This window comes from Variovorax sp. 10L421, assembly GCF_056395365.1.
Genome location: NZ_JBFTJJ010000001.1, coordinates 643,959 through 661,394 on the forward strand (window position 1 = coordinate 643,959; position 17,436 = coordinate 661,394).

The window sequence follows — 17,436 nt, forward strand, 5'->3', positions numbered from 1 at the left end:
GCTTTTGTTGGGGCGCGATTTTAGGCGGCTGTAGGAAAACGCTCACGCCTTCCGCACGGAGCGCCGGCGCAGCAGGGCAGCCGCGCCCAGCGCCACCGCCATCACCAGCAGCGACACCACGGTGGTCACCGTGCCGAGCGCATAGATCGAAGGCGTGGTCACCGTCGAGGTCAGCCCCTGCAGTTCGAGCGGCAGCGTGTTGACGTCGCCGATGGCCTGCGAGGTGCGGGCAATCTCGTCCCACGACAGCGTGAAGCCGAACATGCCGATGCCAACGATCGATGGGCCGATCAGCGGCAGCACCACGAAGCGGAAGGTCTGCCACGGCGTTGCGCCGAGGTCGCGCGCGGCTTCCTCGTAGGCCGGGTTGAAGCGGTTGAACACCGCGAACATGATGAGCAGCCCGAATGGCAGCGTCCACGTCAGGTGCGCGCCGAGGGCGGAGCTGAACAGGCCGAGCGCGGTGCCGTAGTCCTCGAGCAGCGTGGTTGCGTCCACGGCCGTGAGCAGGCTCTTGATGCCCGTGTCGAGCAGCCGGAACTGCAGGCCGATGCCCAGCGAAATGATGATCGACGGCATGATGAGGCTGGCGACCGTGACGAAGAACAGGGCGTTGCTGCCCGCGAGCTTCTTGCGGAATGCGAGCCCGGCGAGCACCGACAGCACGACGGTGAAAGCCATCACCACCGCACCCAGCGCCAGCGAGCGCCGGAAGGCCGCACCGATGTCGACGGTGCCCAGGCCTTCGGCCAGCTTGTAGAACCAGTGCAGCGACAGCCCGCGCAGCGGAAAGGTCAGGCCGCCTTCGGGGCCCTGGAAGCTCAGAACGAAGATCGTGATCATCGGGCCGTAAAGGAACAGCACGAAGAGCCCGAACACGGTGGCCAGCGGCCAGAAACCGGGCGCGCGCTGGGCGCCGATGGGTGTCTGCATCTCAGAGCTCCTTGCGGATGTCGACCATCCGGGTCAGGCCCCAGATGATCATCAGCACCACCGCCAGCAGGATCATGGCGTTGGCCGCAGCCAGCGGAAACTGCAGGTACGAGGTCTGCACCTGGATGATCTTGCCGATGGAGGCGATCTGCTGCCCGCCCATCACGCCGATGGTGACGAAGTCGCCCATGACGATGGTGATGACGAAGATCGAGCCGATCAGGATGCCGGTGCGCGACAGCGGCACCACCACGTTCCACAGCGTCTGCCAGCCCGAGGCGCCGGCGTCGCTGGCCGCTTCGAGCGGCGAACGGTCGATGCGCATCATGCTGTTGAAGATCGGCACGATCATGAACATCGTGTACAGGTGCACGAAGGCCAGCACCACCGAGAAGTCGGAGAACAGCAGCCACTCGACCGGCTGGTTCACGAGGCCCACGCCCATCAGCGCCTGGTTGACCAGTCCGTTGCGTCCCAGCAGCGGCACCCACGAGATCATGCGGATCACGTTGGAGGTCCAGAAGGGCACGGTGCACAGCACGAACAGCACCGTCTGCATCGTCGACGAGCGCACGTGGAACGCCAGGAAGTAGGCCACCGAAAAGCCGACGAGCAGCGTGATGCCCCACACCAGCACGCAGAACTTGAAGGTGCTCAGGTAGGTGTTCAGCGTGACGCAGAGGTCGCCGTTGTCGGTGAGGCTCGCGCAACCCTCGAACAGGCTCAGGTAGTTGCGCAGCGTGACGGCCGGGATCAGCTCGTACTCGTTGAAGTTCCACAGGCTGACCATGGCGACCAGCGCCAGCGGGATCAGGAAGAACAGCAGGAACACCAGCGCGAACGGCGCCGCCTGCCACCACGCCTTCACGGCGTGAACGGGAGCAGTGGCGACGGGCGCGCGGGTGGTGGGAGCGCTCACAGGCTCAGGCCGCAACGAACTCGTTCCACTTGCGGACCATGTACTCGTTCTCGTCCATGACGGCGTTCCAGCACGCGATGCCGCCCATGCGCTGCTCGTAGCTGCCGCCGTCGCGCACCGCACCGGCCTTGGCGATCACGTCGCCCTGCGGGCTCTTGATGTCCTGGGTGGCGGGCTTGCCTTCCATCCAGTAGGCCCACTCGTAGGCTTCCATCTTGGTCTTGGCGGTGTCGAGCACGGCGCTGTAGTAGCCCTGGCGGTTGAGGTAGGCGCCTGCCCAGCCATCGAGGAACCAGTTGATGAATTCATAGGCACCGTCGAGCTTCTTGCCCGAAAGCGTGGCCGGCAGGCCGAAGCCCGATGCCCAGGCGCGATAGCCTTCCTTGAGCGGCTGGAAGGTGCAGTCGATGCCCTTGCTGCGCACGGCCGTCACGGCGGGCGACCACATCGACTGGATCACCACCTCGCCCGAGGCCATCAGGTTCACCGACTCGTTGAAGTCCTTCCACAGCGCGCGGAACTGGCCGGCCTTCTTGGCTTCGATCAGGGTCTTGATCGTCAGGTCGATCTCGGCCTTGGTCATGTTGCCCTTGTCGGCGTACTTGTGGATGCCCTTGGCCTCCACCACCATCGCGGCGTCCATGATGCCGATCGACGGAATGTTCAGGATCGCGGCCTTGCCCTTGAACTCGGGGTTCAGCAACTCGGCCCACGAGCCGATGGGGCGCTTGATCAGGTCCGGGCGGATGCCCAGCGTGTCGGCGTTGTAGGTGGTCGGGATCAGCGACATGAACTGCGTGGCCGACTTGGCGAAGGCCTTGCTCTTCTCGCCTTCGAGGTAGATCACCTTGACCGGCGCCGTGCCCTGGCTGCCGACCTTCTTGCCCGCCACTTCGCCCTTGGTGAAGAGCGAGGTGATCTTGTCGGCGTTCTTCACGCGCTTGGTGTCGATGCCCTTGAGGTTGCCGGTCGGCACGATCTTCTTGAGCGAGAAGAACTCGGTGTCGATCAGGTCGAAGCTGTTCGGCGCGGTGACTGCGCGCTTGGTCACGTCGTCGGTGGTCACGGCCACGTACTGGATCTCGATGCCGGTGTCGGCCTTGAACTTCTCGGCGATGGCCTTGTCCTGGTTCACGGCGGTGCCGAGGTAGCGCAGCACGACCTTCTCCTGCGCATGCACGAAGGGCGCGACGCCCGCAGCCAGGATGCCGGCCGTGCCTTGCAGAAGGGTGCGGCGCTTGACGCCGGTGGACGAGTCGATGGGGTCGGTCATGGCTAGGTCTCCAGAAAAAAAGTGGAAGGGGACGAACGCGGGAAAACGAGAAAGCGGGCTACTGGAGCGCTCACAGGGTCAGGGCGAGTGCGGCCGTGTCGTCGCGCAGGGCGTTTGCGTTGACGGGCGCCGGCACGCGCTCGCCCGGCGGTCTGGCGCCGGGGCCGAGCACGCGAGCGTCGGCCTCGGCCCACGAAAGGCGCACCGCCTCGCCCTGCGCATAGGGGCGCGAAAGAAAGGCGGCCTCGCCCAGAAGCACCGAAACGTTCTGGCGCCCCGGCGCGACGGCGTCGAGCGCCAGGCCGAGCAGCACGTAGGTGCCCTGGTACTCGACGTCGGTGACGGTGGCGGGCAAGCCGGCCGCCGTGGCGGCATCCGTTGCCGCGGCGATCCGCATGTGGTCGTTGCGCACCGCGACCGGGCCGGCCGGCGTATCGAACACGTTGTGGCCGCCCATGAAGCGTGCCACGAATTCGCTCGCCGGATGGTTGTAGACCGCGTGCGGCGAGCCGACCTGCTCGATCACGCCGTGGTTCATGACCACCATGGTGTCGGCCAGCGCCATCGCCTCCTCCTGCGAGTGCGTGACGTGCACGAAGGTCAGGCCCAGTTCCTTCTGCCAGCGCCGCAGCTCGGCGCGCATCTGGATGCGCAGGAAGGGGTCGAGCGCCGAGAGCGGCTCGTCGAGCAGCAGCACGCGCGGTTCGGTGATGAGCGCCCGCGCCAGCGCCACGCGCTGCTGCTGGCCGCCCGAAAGTTCACCGGGCTTGCGCGCGGCCAGGTGGCCCATGGCGACGCGCGCGAGCAGGTCGTTGGCGCGCCGATGGCGCTCGGCCTTGCCGACGCCTTTCATCTTGAGGCTGAAGGCCACATTGTCGGTGGCCGAGAGATGCGGGAAGAGGGCGAAGCTCTGGAACATCATCGCGGTGCCGCGCGCGGCGGCGGGCAGGTTCGTGATGTTGCGGTTGTCCAGCAGGATGTCGCCGCTGGTGACGGACTCGTGGCCCGCGATCATGCGCAACGTGGTGCTCTTGCCGCAGCCCGACGGGCCGAGCAGGCAGCAGTAGCTGCCGCTGGCAATGCGCAGGTCTATCCGGTCGACGGCGGCCGGTGTGCCGGGGGCATAGCGCTTGGTGAGCGCGACGATCTCGACTGCGGCGGGTTCGGGCGTGGCGACGGCATTCATTGCCGATGGCTCAGCACGATCCATGCCACGTTGTGGTGCGCGGCGCCCGTGCCGCTCGTGCTGTCCTCGCCCTGGTCAGGTGCCGATCAGGTACCGAACTTGTCCGCGTCCACCGGTACCTCAGCGGCTGCCAGCCCGCGCAGCACGTCGCCTACCACGATCACCGCCGGGCTGGCCAGGCCGGCCTTGGCGATACCGTTCTGCAGGTTGCCCAGCGTGGTCGCGATGTGCCGCTGGTGCGGCAGGCTCGCATGCTGGATGACCGCCACCGGCGTGTCGCCCGGCAGGCCTTGCAGCAGCTCGCGTTCGATGTGCGCGGCACCCGACACGCCCATGTAGATCACCAGCGTCAGGCGTGCGTTGTAGGCCGTCGCGGCCAGCGCGCGCCAGTCGGTCGGGTCTTCGCCCGCGCCCGCGCCGGTCTTGGCGTGGCCGGTGACGAACACCACGCCCTGCGCATGGTCGCGGTGCGTGAGCGGCACCCCCAGCGAGGTCACGGCCGCGAGGCCCGCGGTGATGCCGTTGACCACGGCGCATTCGATGCCGGCTTCGCGCAGGTGCTCCACCTCTTCGCCGCCGCGGCCGAAGATGAACGGGTCGCCGCCCTTGAGCCGGACCACGGTCTCGCCTTCGCGCACCGCGGTGATCATCAGCCGCTCGATGAATGCCTGCGGCGTGCTCTTGCAGCCGCCGCGCTTGCCCACGTGCACGATGCGCGCGCCGGGGCGGGCGTAGGCCTGCACGATCTGGTCGCTCACGAGGTCGTCGACCAGCAGCACCGTCGCGGCCTGGATCGCCTTCACGGCCTTGACGGTCAGCAGTTCCGGGTCGCCCGGGCCGGCGCCGACCAGGGTGCAGTGGCCGGTGATGAGAGTGGATGCGTTGTTCATGCGTGGGATGCCAGTTGCGTGATGTGCCTGACTTGCGTTGCGATGGCCTCGGGCACGGGAAGCTCGCCGGCCAGCACGCGGCGCGTGTAGTCGGCGGTGGTCGCGACGTCGATTTCCTTCGGCAGGCCCGGCACGTCGGCGGCGGTGCCGGCCTGCTGCGCCTGCAGCTCGGTGCGCACGCCGCGCACGAAGCCGTCGATCTGCGCGGTGCGGCGCGGGTCGGACACCACTTCGCCTTCGAGGCCGCGCGAGAGCAGGGCGGTCATGCCCGTGAGCTCGAAGGTCTCGCCCATGGTGCGCGCGTATTCGGGGTGCGTGTAGCTCGCGATCACCACGCAGGGGCCGGCGGTGGGCTGCATCAGCTTGACCACGCTGTGGCCGGGGTTGCGCAGGCCGACCACGCGGCGCACGTCGAGCAGGCGCTTGAGCGCGGGGTTCAGCAGCTCGGTGGGCGCAAAGGCCGCTTCGCCGTTGGCGATGGGGCGGATTTCGGCCATCGGCGGCAGCCCGAGTGCCGTGAGCACGTTCGATGCGAGCACGCGCGAGGTTTCGCTTGCGCTGCCATGCACCAGCACCGGCAGGCCTTCGCGGGCCAGCAGCAGCGCCAGCAGCGGCGTGAGCACCGGCAGCTTGCGCGCGCCGTTGTAGCTCGGCAGCACGACCAGCGGGCGGTCACCGGCAGGGATGCGGTTCAGCCGCGCATGGGTCGCATCGAGGAAGCCGGCCATCTCCTCGGGCGTTTCGCCCTTGATGCGCATGGCCAGGCAGAAGCCGCCGATCTCGAGGTCGGTGACGGTGCCGTCCAGCACCTGGCCGAACAGGTCGGTGGCCTGTTCGCGCGTGAGCGGCTTGGCGCCTCGCGCGCCGCGGCCGATTTCCTTGATGTATTGGCTGATTCCCATGGGTGGATGGATTGTCCTGCAAGGCTTATGCCGGAATGCGAGGTGGCTTATGCCTTGGATTGGCTCCTTCCCCCAGCGGGGGAGGGAGCAAGACGGGGAATCATGGGGTGACTGCTTCGGCCTCGGCCGGCGTCGCCCGCACCATCCGCTTGAGTTCCGGAATGCACGATCCGCAGTTCGTGCCGCACTTCAGGGCCCCCTGCAGCTTGGCCAGCCGCTCGTCGGCCGTGCCGCTGCAGCGCCCCAGCTCGGTCTGGATCGCCACGTCCGCGACGTTGAAGCATGTGCACACCGTCTTGCCACGCGACTGCACCGCCACCGGTGCCTTCGAGCCCGGCGACAGTAGCAGGCGGCCATAGCTCTGCGCCGGCAGCTCTTCCCGCAGCAGCGTGGCGATCCAGGCTTCCGCGCTGGTGTCGCCGCCCAGCAGGAAGGCCTCGAGGCCGGCGCTGCCGTCGGCGCGGCGCACCAGCCGCGCGGAGCGTCGCTGGCCGCGGCGGCGGTCGGCGTAGCGCAGGGTGTCGGCGGTCTGCAGGCCGAGCAGGGCTTCGATCTTCTCGACCAGCGCCTCGTCGGGCGCGTCGTGCGCGGCGGCGCGGAACAGGATGCCGCTGCGCTCCTGGCCTTGGGTGTTGCCCGCGAACGGCACGCAGGTCGCAAAAGGAAACAGCGCCATCAGCGGCTGCAGCGCGCGGTGCGCGGCCAGTGCCGCGTCGGCGGGCAGCCAGGCCATGGCCAGCAGCGACCACGGCAGTTCGGCCTTGAGGATCTTCACCGGCGTGTGCTTCAGCTCGGGCTGCTTCGAGGTCGGGCAATAGGCCGGCGTGGTGAGCGCGTTGATGCCCGCCAGCCGCACGCCGGTCGACGAGCAACCGCTCAGGTATTCCTCGCCCCAGTGCATGGCGACGAAGGCCTGGCTCAGGCCGATCTCGGCGCTGGCGCGCGCGGGCAGCATGATCGAGCCCCGCTTCGAGGTCAGGTGCACGAGGTCGCCTTCGCCGATCTGGCGGCGCGCCATGTCCTGCGCGTTCATCTGCACGACGGGCTCCGGCACGTGCCCGAACAGCCGGCCGGCCGTGCCGGTGCGGCTCATGCCGTGCCACTGGTCGCGCAGGCGGCCGGTGTTCAGCGAGAAGGGGTAGCGCGCCTCGCGGGCCTCGGCCACCGGCTTGTAGACGGTGTCGACAAAACGGGCGCGGCCGTCGGGCGTGGGGAACACGCCGTCTTCGTAGAGGCGAACGCGGCCGGTGCTTTCGCCCTCCTTCAGCGGCCATTGCTGCGGGCCGGCGGTTTCCAGCATCGCGTAGCTCAGGCCGGTGATGTCGAGGTCGCGCCCACGCGTCGATTCGCGGTGTTCGTTCCAGACCGATTCGGCCGTCTCGTACGGGAACAGCGTGGACGGGCGGCCGAGCTGCCGTTCGAGCCGGTGCGCGAAGGCCACCGCGATCGACCAGTCGTTGCGCGCCTCGCCAGGTGCGGCAACGGCCGGGCGCACGCGCGAGATGCGGCGCTCGCTGTTGGTCACGGTGCCTTCCTTCTCGCCCCAGGTGGTGGCGGGCAGCAGCAGGTCGGCGAAGGCGCAGGTGGCGGTGGTGGCGAAGGCTTCCTGCACCACCACGAACTCGGCGCGCTCCAGCGCGCGGCGCACCGTCGCCTGGTCGGGCATCGATTGCGCGGGGTTGGTGCAGGCGATCCACAGCGCGCGGATCTCGCCGTCGGCCGCGGCCTGGAACATCTCGACCGCCGTCTTGCCCGGCTTCTCGGGCACCGAGGGCACGCCCCACAGCGCGGCCACTTCGGCGCGGTGATCGGGGTTCGCCAGGTCGCGGTGCGCGCTCAGCAGGTTGGCCAGGCCGCCGACCTCGCGTCCGCCCATCGCATTGGGCTGGCCGGTCAGCGAGAACGGGCCCGCGCCGGGCCGGCCGATCTGCGCGGTCGCCAGGTGCAGGTTGATGAGCGCGGCATTCTTCGCCGTGCCGCTCGACGACTGGTTCAGGCCCTGGCAGTACAGGCTCAGCGTGGCAGGCGATGTGGCAAACAGCCGTGCGGCCGCGAGCAGGTCGTCCTTCGAGATGCCGCAGACTTGCGCCACCTTGTCGGGCGTGCATTCGCGCACGATGGCCTTCAGCGCGTCGAAACCGCTGGTGTGGGCGGCGATGTACTTCGCATCGATCCAGCCTTCCCACAGCATCAGGTGCAGCATGCCGTTGAACAGCATCACATCGGTGCCGGGCTGGATCGGCAGGAACAGGTCGGCGATCTCGACCGTGTCGGTACGGCGCGGGTCGGCCACGATGATCTTGAGCGCGGGGTTCGCGGCCTTCGCGTCCTCGATGCGGCGGAAAAGAATGGGGTGTGCCCACGCCGTGTTGCTGCCCACGATGAACAGGCAGTCGGCATGCTTCAGGTCGTCGTAGCAGGCCGGCGGCGCATCGGCGCCCAGCGTCTGCTTGTAGCCGGCGACCGCGCTGCTCATGCACAGGCGCGAATTGGTGTCGACGTTGTTGGTGCCGACCAGGCCCTTGGCGAGCTTGTTGAAGACGTAGTAGTCCTCGGTGAGCAGCTGGCCCGACACATAGAAGCCGACCGCGTCGGGGCCATGGTCGCGGATCACCTGCGCGAACTTGCCTGCGGCGTTGTCGAGCGCGGTGTCCCACGCAACCGCCACGGGCGCTTCCGCGCGCACCAGGCGCTGCATGGGCTGCAGCAGCCGCGTCTGCCGCGTGACCGTTGCGCTGGCCGTGAGGTGCAGCGTCGAGCCCTTGGTGCACAGGCGGCCGAAATTCGCCGGATGGTCGGGGTCGCCGCGCACGCCGGTGATCTCGTCGCCACTCGATTCGATGATGACGCCACAGCCTACGCCGCAGTAGGGGCAGGTGGAGCGGGTTTCCCGCATTGCACCCGCTTCCTCCGGGAGCGAGCGGGGGTGAGGGTTGACGGCGCTCACGAAGGTCACGCTGCTGCCCTCACCCTAGCCCTCTCCCAGAGGGAGAGGGGACAACACCTTGGGACCGGCAATGGGGCGTGGCAGGTCGATGGCGTGCGTGGCCAGTTCGCCCGCGTCGAGATGCACCACGCCGTCTTCCACCTTCACGGCGAACTTCGGCGTGCAGCCTTCGTCGGGCGACTTGGCGCAGCCGTCGTCCAGCCCGATCGCCCAGTTGTGCAGCGGGCAGGCCACGCTGGTGCCGAACACGATGCCCTGGCTGAGCGGGCCGCCCTTGTGCGGGCAGCGGTCGAGCAGCGCGAACACCTGGTCCTCGGCATTGCGGAACACGGCGACGTCCAGGCCGGCAGGCCGCGCCACGCGGCGGGCGCCGAGCACGGGGATGTCGTCGATGCGGCAGATGACTTTCCAATCGCTCATGGTGGGCTCTCTTTTCGTCTACGTCTTGATTTCTGAGTACAGGCCGGTGACGCGGTCCATGATCGCCAGCAGGTTCTCGCTGGCGACGAACACGTCGGACATCAGGGCGGGCGACGCGCCGGCGCCTTCGAGGCGCTGCAGGCCCCGGTTGAAGAACATCCACTGCGCATCGGCCAGCACCAGCTCCTGCCTGATCTGCGCGGTGGCCTCGGGCGCGTTGCGCAGCACTTCGAGCGCGGCCAGGAATTCGGCGCGCGACTTGCCGATCTCGGCCGTGCTGCCCGCCGGGTCGATCTGCATTGCCGTGGCCAGGTAGAACTTGGCCATGCGCTGCGACAGCATGCGCTGGCGGCCCGCGATGTTCACGAGCTTGCCCACCGGCCTGCCCGAGGCGGCTTCGTACTGCGCGGTGCCCTGGTTGGCCAGCGCGAGCACGGCGGCGTCGAGCTTCACGACTCGGGTGGCTTCCTCCTTGCCGGGCGTCATGCCCGTAAGTTCGCGCTTGAACTCGCTCCAGGCGTTGTCGAGCGACTCGTAGGTGCCGCGAATGGTCGGGCTGGGCGCGAAGGCTTTCAGCTCGCCGAGCTGGCGCTCGAACAGCGCGATCGACTTGTCGAGCACCAGCTGCGCGTTGCGCGATTCGACGTTCTGCACCAGTGCCAGATATGCCTTGCTCGCGCGCTGCGACAGCATGCGCTGGCGGCCCGCCTTGTTGATCGCATCGTTCAGGTCGGTGACCTGGGCATTTGCGCCCAGCCCGGCGCCCATGCCGGCGGCGGCCGCGGATGCGAGGAAAGCCCTGCGCTTCATGCGGTCAGCGGCGTGAACTGCCGCACGTCCACCGAGGCCTGCGCCGACTCGAACCACGGATCCGGCTCGCCGTCGAGCGCGAACTGCAGGCGCTCCCACAGCGTCTTGCGGGCCTCCGCGTCTTCGAGGATCCGCTTCTTCACGTAGTCCAGGCCCACACGGCCGATGTAGTGCACCGTGCGTTCCAGGTACCAGCCCTCTTCGCGGTACAGCTGCAGGAACGCGCCCGCGTACTCCATCACCTCTTCGCTGGTCTTCACCTTGACGAGGAATTCGGCCACCTCGGTCTTGATGCCGCCGTTGCCGCCGACGTAGATTTCCCAGCCCGAATCGACGCCGATCACGCCCACGTCCTTGATGCCGGCCTCCGCGCAGTTGCGCGGGCAGCCCGACACGGCCAGCTTGACCTTGTGCGGCGAGTACATGGCCCACAGCGCGCGCTCCAGGTCCTTGCCCATCTGCGTGGAGTCTTGCGTGCCGAAGCGGCACCACTCGCTGCCCACGCAGGTCTTCACCGTGCGCAGCGACTTGGCGTAGGCAAAGCCGCTGGGCATGCCGATGTCCTTCCAGACGTTCTCCAGGTCTTCCTTCTTCACGCCCAGCAGGTCGATGCGCTGGCCGCCCGTGACCTTGACGGTCGGGATCTTGTACTTGTCGGCCGCGTCGGCGATGCGGCGCAACTCGTCGGGCGTGGTGTGGCCGCCCCACATGCGCGGAATGACGGAGTAGGTGCCGTCCTTCTGGATGTTGGCGTGGCTGCGCTCGTTGATGAAGCGGCTCTGCGGATCGTCCTTCGCTTCTTTCGGCCAGGTGCTGATCAGGTAGTAGTTGACCGCCGGGCGGCAGGTGGCGCAGCCGTTGGGCGTGCGCCAGCCGAGGTTGCGGTACACCTCGTCGTGCGTGAGGTAGTGCTGCTTGCGGATCGCGTCGCGCACGTCCTGGTGGCTCACGTCGGTGCAGCCGCACACGGCCTTCTTCTTCGGCGTGGCCGAGTAGTCGCCGCCGGCCGTGAACATCAGGATCTGCTCGACCAGCCCGGTGCACGAGCCGCAGCTCGCGCTGGCCTTGGTGTGCTTCTTCACTTCGTCGAGCGTGAACAGGCCCTTGTCCTTGATGGCCTTGCAGATCGTGCCCTTGCTCACGCCGTTGCAGCCGCACACCTCGGCGTCGTCGGGCATGCTCGCGGCCTTGCTGTGGCCCTCGTGGCCGGTGTCGCCGATGTTGGATTCACCGAACATCAGCTTGTCGCGAATGTCGTGCACGCTGCGGCCATCGCGCAGCAGCTTGAAGTACCAGCTGCCGTCCACCGTGTCGCCGTACAGGCAGGCGCCGACCAGCTTGTCGTCCTTGAGCACCAGCTTCTTGTAGACGCCGCCGAAGGGGTCGCTCATGACGATCTCTTCGGTACCTTCGCCGCCCATGAACTCGCCGGCGCTGAACAGGTCGATGCCAGTCACCTTGAGCTTGGTGGAGGTGAGCGACCCGAGGTAGCGGCCGATGCCGAACTGGGCGAGATGGTTGGCCGCCACCTTGGCCTGCTCGAACAGCGGCGCGACCAGGCCGTAGGCGATGCCGCGGTGCGCCGCGCATTCGCCCACCGAATAGATGCGCGCGTCGGTCACGGTCTGCATCGTGTCGGTGACGACGATGCCGCGGTTGCAGTGCAGGCGCATCTTCTCGGCCAGCTCCACGTTGGGGCGGATGCCGACCGCCATCACCACCAGGTCGGCCGCGACCTCTGTGCCGTCCTTGAAGCGGATGGCTTTGACGCGGCCCTCTTCATTGCCGACCATGTCCTGCGTCTGCGCACCCATCAGGAACTTGAGTCCTCGGTCTTCCAGCGACTTCTGCAGCAGCTTGCCCGCCACGTCGTCGAGCTGGCGTTCCATCAGCCAGGGCATCACGTGCACCACCGTCACGTTCATGCCGCGCAGCATCAGGCCGTTGGCGGCTTCCAGGCCCAGCAGGCCGCCGCCGATGACCACCGCGTTCTTGTGCGTGCGCGCGGTCTCGATCATGTAGTCGGTGTCGGCGATGTCGCGGTAGGCGATCACGCCCTTCAGGTCCTTGCCTGGCACCGGCAGGATGAAGGGGTTGGAGCCGGTGCACATCAGCAGGCGGTCGTAGGTGGCTTCGGTGCCATCTTCCGCGCGCACGATACGCTTGACGCGGTCGACCTCGACCACCTTCTTGCCGGCATGCAGCGTGATGTGGTTGTCGCTGTACCACTCCCAGCTGTTGAGCACGATCTCGTCGACCGTCTGCTCGCCGGCCAGCACGGGCGACAGCAGGATGCGGTTGTAGTTGGGATGCGGCTCCGCGCCGAAGACGGTGATGTCGTACAGGTCGGGCGCGATCTTCAGCAGCTCTTCGAGCGTGCGCACGCCGGCCATGCCGTTGCCGACCATCACGAGTTTCATTTTCTTCATGGGGCCCTACCTTTCGTCGAATCAAGCAAGCGAGTGCCCGCGGCGCGCGAGGAGAATCGCGCCATGAGCTTTGAAGTGGACATCGGCTACAGCAGCCAGCGCGGACCGCGCGAGCTGAATGAAGACTTCGCCGGCGCGGTGCATGCGCCGCGGGGCGACGAGGCGCGCGGCCTCATCGCGGCCATTGCCGATGGCGTGTCCAGCGGCGGGCACGGCCGCGAGGCGGCGCAGACCACGGTGATGGGCCTGCTGGCCGACTACTTCGCCACGCCCGATACCTGGGAGCCGACCGCCGCGCTCGACCGCCTGATCGGCGCGCAGAACGGCTGGCTGGCCGACCACAACCGCCGGCGCCAGGGCAAGGACGGCGGCGGCACGGCGCTCACCACGCTCACCGCGCTGGTGCTGCATGGCCAGGGCTACACGCTGGCGCACGTGGGCGACACGCGCGCCTGGCGTGTGCGCGCGGGCGGCGAGCCGGCCGTGCCGCTCACGCAGGACCATGCCTTCGACCATCCCGACATGCGCAGCCGCCTGACGCGCGCCATCGGCCTGGACGACCAGGTGCGCGTCGACTACGTGCAGGGCGACGTGCGCGTGGGCGACTGCTTCGTGCTGAGCTCCGACGGCGTGCATGGCGTGCTCAGGCCGCAGCAGGTGGCCGCGCTCGCCTTGCAGGGCGACGCCGAGGCGGCCAGCGAGGCGCTGGTGCGCGCGGCGCTGGAGGCCGGCACGCGCGACAACGCGACGGCGCTGGTCATTCGCGTGGTGGGGCTCGACGCGCGGCAGCTCGACGACGAACTCGGCGACGGCCGCCGGCTCGCACCACCGCCCGCGCTGAAGGTGGGCGACGTGCTCGACGGCTACGCCATCACCGCGCTGGTGGCCGACACCGGCGTGCACCTGCTGTACCAGGCCAGGCATCCGGCCACGCGCGAGCTGGTCGCGCTGAAGACGCTGCACCCCTCGCGCGCCGGCGACCCGCAGGAGCGCGCGATGCTGGCGCACGAGGCGTGGCTCGGTTTGCGCGTCGGCGGCAACGGCTTCGTGCGCGTGCACGAGCGCGCCGCGGATGCGAGCGCGCTGTACATCGTGTTCGACTGGCACGGCGGCCGCACGCTGGAGCAGCTGCGCAAGGCGAACGCGCGGGGCGCGGTGGGCGAGGTCGTTGCCGCCGCCATCGCACTGAGCCGTGCGCTCGGCCGGCTGCATCGCCAGGGCGTGGTGCACCGCGACATCAAGCCGGGCAACCTGCACCTGGGCGAGGACGGCCGCTGGCGCATCATCGACCTGGGCGTGGCGCTGTCCGGCCGCGAAAGCGCGGCGCAGCGCGAGCTGCATGCCGGCACGCCGAGCTACATCAACCCCGAGCAATGGGAGGAGGGTGGCGTCGCCGATGCGGGCAGCGACCTGTTCGCGCTCGGCGTCACGCTGTACCAGTGGCTCACCGGCCACCTGCCTTACGGCGAGATCGAGCCCTACCAGGTGGCGCGCTACCGGCGAGACCCGGTCGCGCTCTCGCGCCTGCGGCCCGACGTGCCGATCTGGCTCGACCACCTGGTGCGCAAGGCCGTCGCCCGCGATCCGCGCGAGCGCTTCGAGACCGCCGAGGAACTGCTGCTCGCGCTCGAACGCGGTGCATCCCGCCCCGTGAGCGCGCCCGCCGCCACGCCGCTGATCCGCCGCGACCCACTTGCGCTCTACCAGCTGGCGCTGGGCGTGTCGATGCTGTTCAACCTCTTGCTGATCGTGTGGCTCCTGTTCCTGCCACGTTGAACGGAGGTCGGCGGGGCGGTTCATGACCGGGCAGCTTTCCGCGAGTTGCTGTTGACTGCGGGCGAAGCATGTACCGGTGCAACGCGCGCTCGGCCACCCTTCTCGGCCCAGGTGCGGGTCCAGCGGATCTGCATCACGCGCATCACGCCCAGCATCGCTAGCGACAGCATCGCGAAGAACACGAAGCCCCACAGGTAGCTGCCCAGATACTGCTTCGACAGGCCCATGGCGTTGGGCACGAGGCCACCGCCCAGCGCGCCGATCTCGCCGATCATCGAACCGGCCACTGCCGTGCTTGCGGGCCAGCGCAGCGGCACCAGCTGGAACAGCGCGCCGTTGCCCGCGCCCAGCGCGGCGAAGCACACGATCAGCACCAGCGTGGTGACGGCCAGCGAGCCCGACGAGACGCCCACCAGCACGAGGCTCACGGCCACCACCAGCAGCACAACGGTCAGCGTGTTCACACCGCCCCAGCGGTCGGAAAGCCAGCCGCCCACGATGCGCACCGCCGCGCCCATGAAGGCCGCGAGCATGGTTAGCTGGCCGGCCTGCACCTTGCTCACGCCGAACTGGTCGTAGTAGTAGGAGGGCAGGAAGGTCGTCAGGCCGATGAAGCCGCCGAAGGTCACGCCGTAGATCAGGCTGAACACCCAGCCGTCCTTCTCGAACAGGCAGGCGATGTGCTCGCGGAAGCTCGAATGGGCGTTCACGTCCGGCGGCTCCTTGGCGAACACCACCATCACCACCATGGGAACCAGGATGGCGACCGCGGCCACGCCGTACACCGCCTGCCAGCCCAGCCACAGCGCGAGCGGCGGCGCCACCAGCACCGACACCGCGGTGCCCACGTTGCCAGCGCCCACCAGACCCATGGCCAGGCCCTTGTGCTGCGGCGGGAACCAGCCCGAGCCCAGTGACAGCGCCACGCCGAAGCTCGCGCCCGCGATGCCCAGCAGCACGCCCATGGCGAGCAGGTTGTTGAAGCTCTTCACGAAGAAGAAGCCGAACAGCATCGCCACTGCGATCAGGCCCATCTCGACCAGCGTGGCCTTCTTGCGGCCGATGTACTGCGAGAGGATGCCGAGTGGAAAACGCATCAGCGCGCCCGCGATGATCGGCACCGACAGCATCAGGCCCTTCTGCGCCGGCGAGAGGTTGAAGGTTTCGCCGATGAAGGGCGCCATGGCGCCGTTGAGCACCCAGATGCAGCAGGAGAACGAGAAGTACAGGAAGGCCGCGAACAGCGTCGGACTGTGGCCTGACTGCAAGAAGTTCTTGAAACTGGACATGGCGTTCAAAGGTGCAAAAAGCCGCGGCCTGACCCTGGATGGGCCGTGTCGACGGACGGGGTTGGAGACGGAGTGCCGGCAGCGGACGCTGTCGGCGTGGGGGTGCGCTCGGCATGTGCGTTGCCGAGCCGGATGCAGGAGCCTGCAGCCTCACCAAAGCGGTGCTTCGTTACACCGCGGTCCGTTCCATGCAAGAGGCATGCCTGCGAATTCGCGCGGGCGTGGCCTATGCTCGCGGTGCGCTCCCACACCGCTTTTCCAAGATGCCCCTTCTCGTTGTCCTGCCCGATGAAACTGCTGGCCCCGTGCTGCCGGAGGCGCTTGCACAGGCGCTGTCCGACGCCAGTCTCGAGGTGGTCGGCTGCGCGGATGCGGGCACCTTCGCGCGGCAGGTCGAGGCGCTGGCCCCGGCCCAGGCCTTGATCTGCCTGCCTTTGCCCACGCCCGCATTGCTCGACGCGCTGCGCGCGTGGTCCGGCGTGCCGCCGTGTGCGCTGAGCTTCGTCGGCGAGCCGTTGAGCGGTGCGCAGCACGAAGAGCTGGTGCAGCTCGGCGTGCAGGCGTGGATGCAGAACGATGCCGTCGATGCCGCATCGCTCGCCGCGCTGGCCGCTCGTGCCCAGGCCCGCTGGCAGCGCGAGAGCGTCTTGCGCACCGAACTGGAGAGCCTGCGCACCCGCATGGACGAGCGCAAGTGGGTCGACCGCGCCAAGGGCCTGCTGATGTCCGCGCGCGGCATCGGCGAGGACGAAGCCTTCGGCCTGCTGCGCGGCGCGGCGATGCACGCCAACCTGCGGCTCGGCGAGGTGTCGCGCTCGGTCATCGAGGCGGCGCAGTGGGCCGACGCGATCAACCGCGCCGGGCAGTTGCGCATGCTCTCGCAGCGGCTGGTGCGCGTGGCGGCGCAGCTGCTGGGCAGCATCGATGCGCAGCGGGCGCGGGTGCTGCGCACGCAGTCCGCCGAGCGGGTGCAGCAGAACCTCGATCACCTGGCGGCCCTCGGGCTCGATGCGGCTGGCGCGCAGGCGCTCGTACAGGCGCAAGCCGCCTGGAGCGGGCTGGCTCCGGCCTTGACGGCGCGGCCCACGGCGGCGGGACTGGCCGACGTCGACCAGCGCGCCGAAGTGCTGCTCTCGGCCGCGGAGGCGCTGACCGAGGCGCTCGAAGCCTCGGGCGCGCGGCGTGCGCTGCGCATCGTCAACATATGCGGACGGCAGCGCATGCGTGCGCAGCGGTTGGCGAAAGACGCGCTGCTCGCTGCCACGCTGAAAGAGAAAGCCGCGAACGCGCGGCTGGTGCCCACCATGGCCGAGTTCGAGGCCGCCTTGCTCGAACTCGAGCGCGCCCCGCTCAGCACCACGGAGATCCGCACCGCGCTGGCCAGCGCCCGCGACGAATGGCTGCGGCTGGTCGGCGGCGTGCACGCGCTCGACAGCGCCGATGGCCGCGCCACGCTCGTTCGCTCCAGCGACGCGCTGGTCGACACCTTCGAGCGCCTCACGGCGTCGTACGAGCACAGCCTCCAGGTGATCATGTCGTGAAACTGGCACACCCCCAGGCTTCGCGCACTGCGTGTCGCTACGCCAACCCCCTTGCAGGGGGCAACACCTGCGGCCCGGCAAAGCCGGTTCCGCGGTGTTTGCTGGAAGGAAGGCATGGCTC

The 17,436-nt window shown here is 68.6% G+C and carries 13 protein-coding genes; 2 read left to right on the forward strand and 11 right to left on the reverse strand.

The genetic code is table 11. From position 1 onward, the window contains the following. Positions 1-42: 42 nt before the first annotated feature. From AC1DFC_RS03155 to nirB, 10 genes are all read right to left on the reverse strand, one after another. On the reverse strand, positions 43-933 hold the full coding sequence (locus tag AC1DFC_RS03155) for an ABC transporter permease (RefSeq protein ID WP_478178660.1): 891 nt from the start codon (positions 931-933) through the stop codon (positions 43-45). A 1-nt stretch (position 934) separates the two neighbouring features. Next, the gene (locus AC1DFC_RS03160) at positions 935-1,852 is read right to left on the reverse strand and encodes an ABC transporter permease (RefSeq protein ID WP_478178661.1); all 918 of its coding nucleotides are present in this window, start codon (positions 1,850-1,852) and stop codon (positions 935-937) included. 4 nt (positions 1,853-1,856) lie between these two features. Next, positions 1,857-3,125 (reverse strand): ABC transporter substrate-binding protein, encoded by a 1,269-nt coding sequence (locus AC1DFC_RS03165; protein ID WP_413312574.1) that lies wholly within the window; start codon positions 3,123-3,125, stop codon positions 1,857-1,859. Positions 3,126-3,195: 70 nt separating this feature from the next. Next, complete coding sequence (locus tag AC1DFC_RS03170) at positions 3,196-4,311, reverse strand: ABC transporter ATP-binding protein (protein WP_478178662.1); 1,116 nt, start codon at positions 4,309-4,311, stop codon at positions 3,196-3,198. 86 nt (positions 4,312-4,397) lie between these two features. Further along, positions 4,398-5,201: a uroporphyrinogen-III C-methyltransferase gene (gene cobA / locus AC1DFC_RS03175; RefSeq protein ID WP_007833673.1), complete on the reverse strand. Its 804-nt coding sequence runs from the start codon at positions 5,199-5,201 to the stop codon at positions 4,398-4,400. Next, the gene (gene ybiB, locus AC1DFC_RS03180; protein ID WP_413312573.1) at positions 5,198-6,103 is read right to left on the reverse strand and encodes a DNA-binding protein YbiB; all 906 of its coding nucleotides are present in this window, start codon (positions 6,101-6,103) and stop codon (positions 5,198-5,200) included. Before ybiB ends, cobA begins: the two co-directional genes overlap by 4 nt. A gap of 100 nt (positions 6,104-6,203) precedes the next feature. After that, the gene (locus AC1DFC_RS03185) at positions 6,204-8,999 is read right to left on the reverse strand and encodes a nitrate reductase (RefSeq protein WP_478178663.1); all 2,796 of its coding nucleotides are present in this window, start codon (positions 8,997-8,999) and stop codon (positions 6,204-6,206) included. A 75-nt stretch (positions 9,000-9,074) separates the two neighbouring features. Then, positions 9,075-9,470, reverse strand: coding sequence for a nitrite reductase small subunit NirD (gene nirD / locus AC1DFC_RS03190; protein ID WP_413331837.1), 396 nt, complete (start codon positions 9,468-9,470; stop codon positions 9,075-9,077). An 18-nt stretch (positions 9,471-9,488) separates the two neighbouring features. Beyond that, positions 9,489-10,280: a type IV pili methyl-accepting chemotaxis transducer N-terminal domain-containing protein gene (locus AC1DFC_RS03195; RefSeq protein ID WP_478178664.1), complete on the reverse strand. Its 792-nt coding sequence runs from the start codon at positions 10,278-10,280 to the stop codon at positions 9,489-9,491. Further along, a complete protein-coding gene (nirB, locus tag AC1DFC_RS03200) occupies positions 10,277-12,709 on the reverse strand; it encodes a nitrite reductase large subunit NirB (RefSeq protein WP_478178665.1) in 2,433 nt (810 codons plus the stop codon). Before nirB ends, AC1DFC_RS03195 begins: the two co-directional genes overlap by 4 nt. 63 nt (positions 12,710-12,772) lie before the next feature. Between nirB and AC1DFC_RS03205 the strand changes: the two genes are divergently transcribed. Continuing rightward, on the forward strand, positions 12,773-14,485 hold the full coding sequence (locus AC1DFC_RS03205) for a bifunctional protein-serine/threonine kinase/phosphatase (RefSeq protein ID WP_007833663.1): 1,713 nt from the start codon (positions 12,773-12,775) through the stop codon (positions 14,483-14,485). A gap of 20 nt (positions 14,486-14,505) precedes the next feature. Here AC1DFC_RS03205 and AC1DFC_RS03210 read toward each other — a convergent pair whose 3' ends face one another. After that, entirely contained in the window at positions 14,506-15,774 is a 1,269-nt protein-coding gene (locus tag AC1DFC_RS03210; protein ID WP_413331839.1) for an MFS transporter, read from the reverse strand. A gap of 263 nt (positions 15,775-16,037) precedes the next feature. Between AC1DFC_RS03210 and AC1DFC_RS03215 the strand changes: the two genes are divergently transcribed. Further along, entirely contained in the window at positions 16,038-17,315 is a 1,278-nt protein-coding gene (locus tag AC1DFC_RS03215; protein WP_413331840.1) for an ANTAR domain-containing protein, read from the forward strand. Positions 17,316-17,436: the final 121 nt, after the last annotated feature.

Excerpts from the sequence above, each read along its gene's own strand:
- AC1DFC_RS03155 (WP_478178660.1), bottom strand. The coding sequence starts at position 933 with ATGCAGACACCCATCGGCGCCCAGCGCGCGCCCGGTTTCTGGCCGCTG.
- AC1DFC_RS03165 (WP_413312574.1), bottom strand. The coding sequence starts at position 3,125 with ATGACCGACCCCATCGACTCGTCCACCGGCGTCAAGCGCCGCACCCTT.
- AC1DFC_RS03170 (WP_478178662.1), bottom strand. The coding sequence starts at position 4,311 with ATGAATGCCGTCGCCACGCCCGAACCCGCCGCAGTCGAGATCGTCGCG.
- cobA (WP_007833673.1), bottom strand. The coding sequence starts at position 5,201 with ATGAACAACGCATCCACTCTCATCACCGGCCACTGCACCCTGGTCGGC.
- ybiB (WP_413312573.1), bottom strand. The coding sequence starts at position 6,103 with ATGGGAATCAGCCAATACATCAAGGAAATCGGCCGCGGCGCGCGAGGC.
- AC1DFC_RS03185 (WP_478178663.1), bottom strand. The coding sequence starts at position 8,999 with ATGCGGGAAACCCGCTCCACCTGCCCCTACTGCGGCGTAGGCTGTGGC.
- nirD (WP_413331837.1), bottom strand. The coding sequence starts at position 9,470 with ATGAGCGATTGGAAAGTCATCTGCCGCATCGACGACATCCCCGTGCTC.
- AC1DFC_RS03195 (WP_478178664.1), bottom strand. The coding sequence starts at position 10,280 with ATGAAGCGCAGGGCTTTCCTCGCATCCGCGGCCGCCGCCGGCATGGGC.
- nirB (WP_478178665.1), bottom strand. The coding sequence starts at position 12,709 with ATGAAGAAAATGAAACTCGTGATGGTCGGCAACGGCATGGCCGGCGTG.
- AC1DFC_RS03205 (WP_007833663.1), top strand. The coding sequence starts at position 12,773 with ATGAGCTTTGAAGTGGACATCGGCTACAGCAGCCAGCGCGGACCGCGC.
- AC1DFC_RS03210 (WP_413331839.1), bottom strand. The coding sequence starts at position 15,774 with ATGTCCAGTTTCAAGAACTTCTTGCAGTCAGGCCACAGTCCGACGCTG.
- AC1DFC_RS03215 (WP_413331840.1), top strand. The coding sequence starts at position 16,038 with ATGCCCCTTCTCGTTGTCCTGCCCGATGAAACTGCTGGCCCCGTGCTG.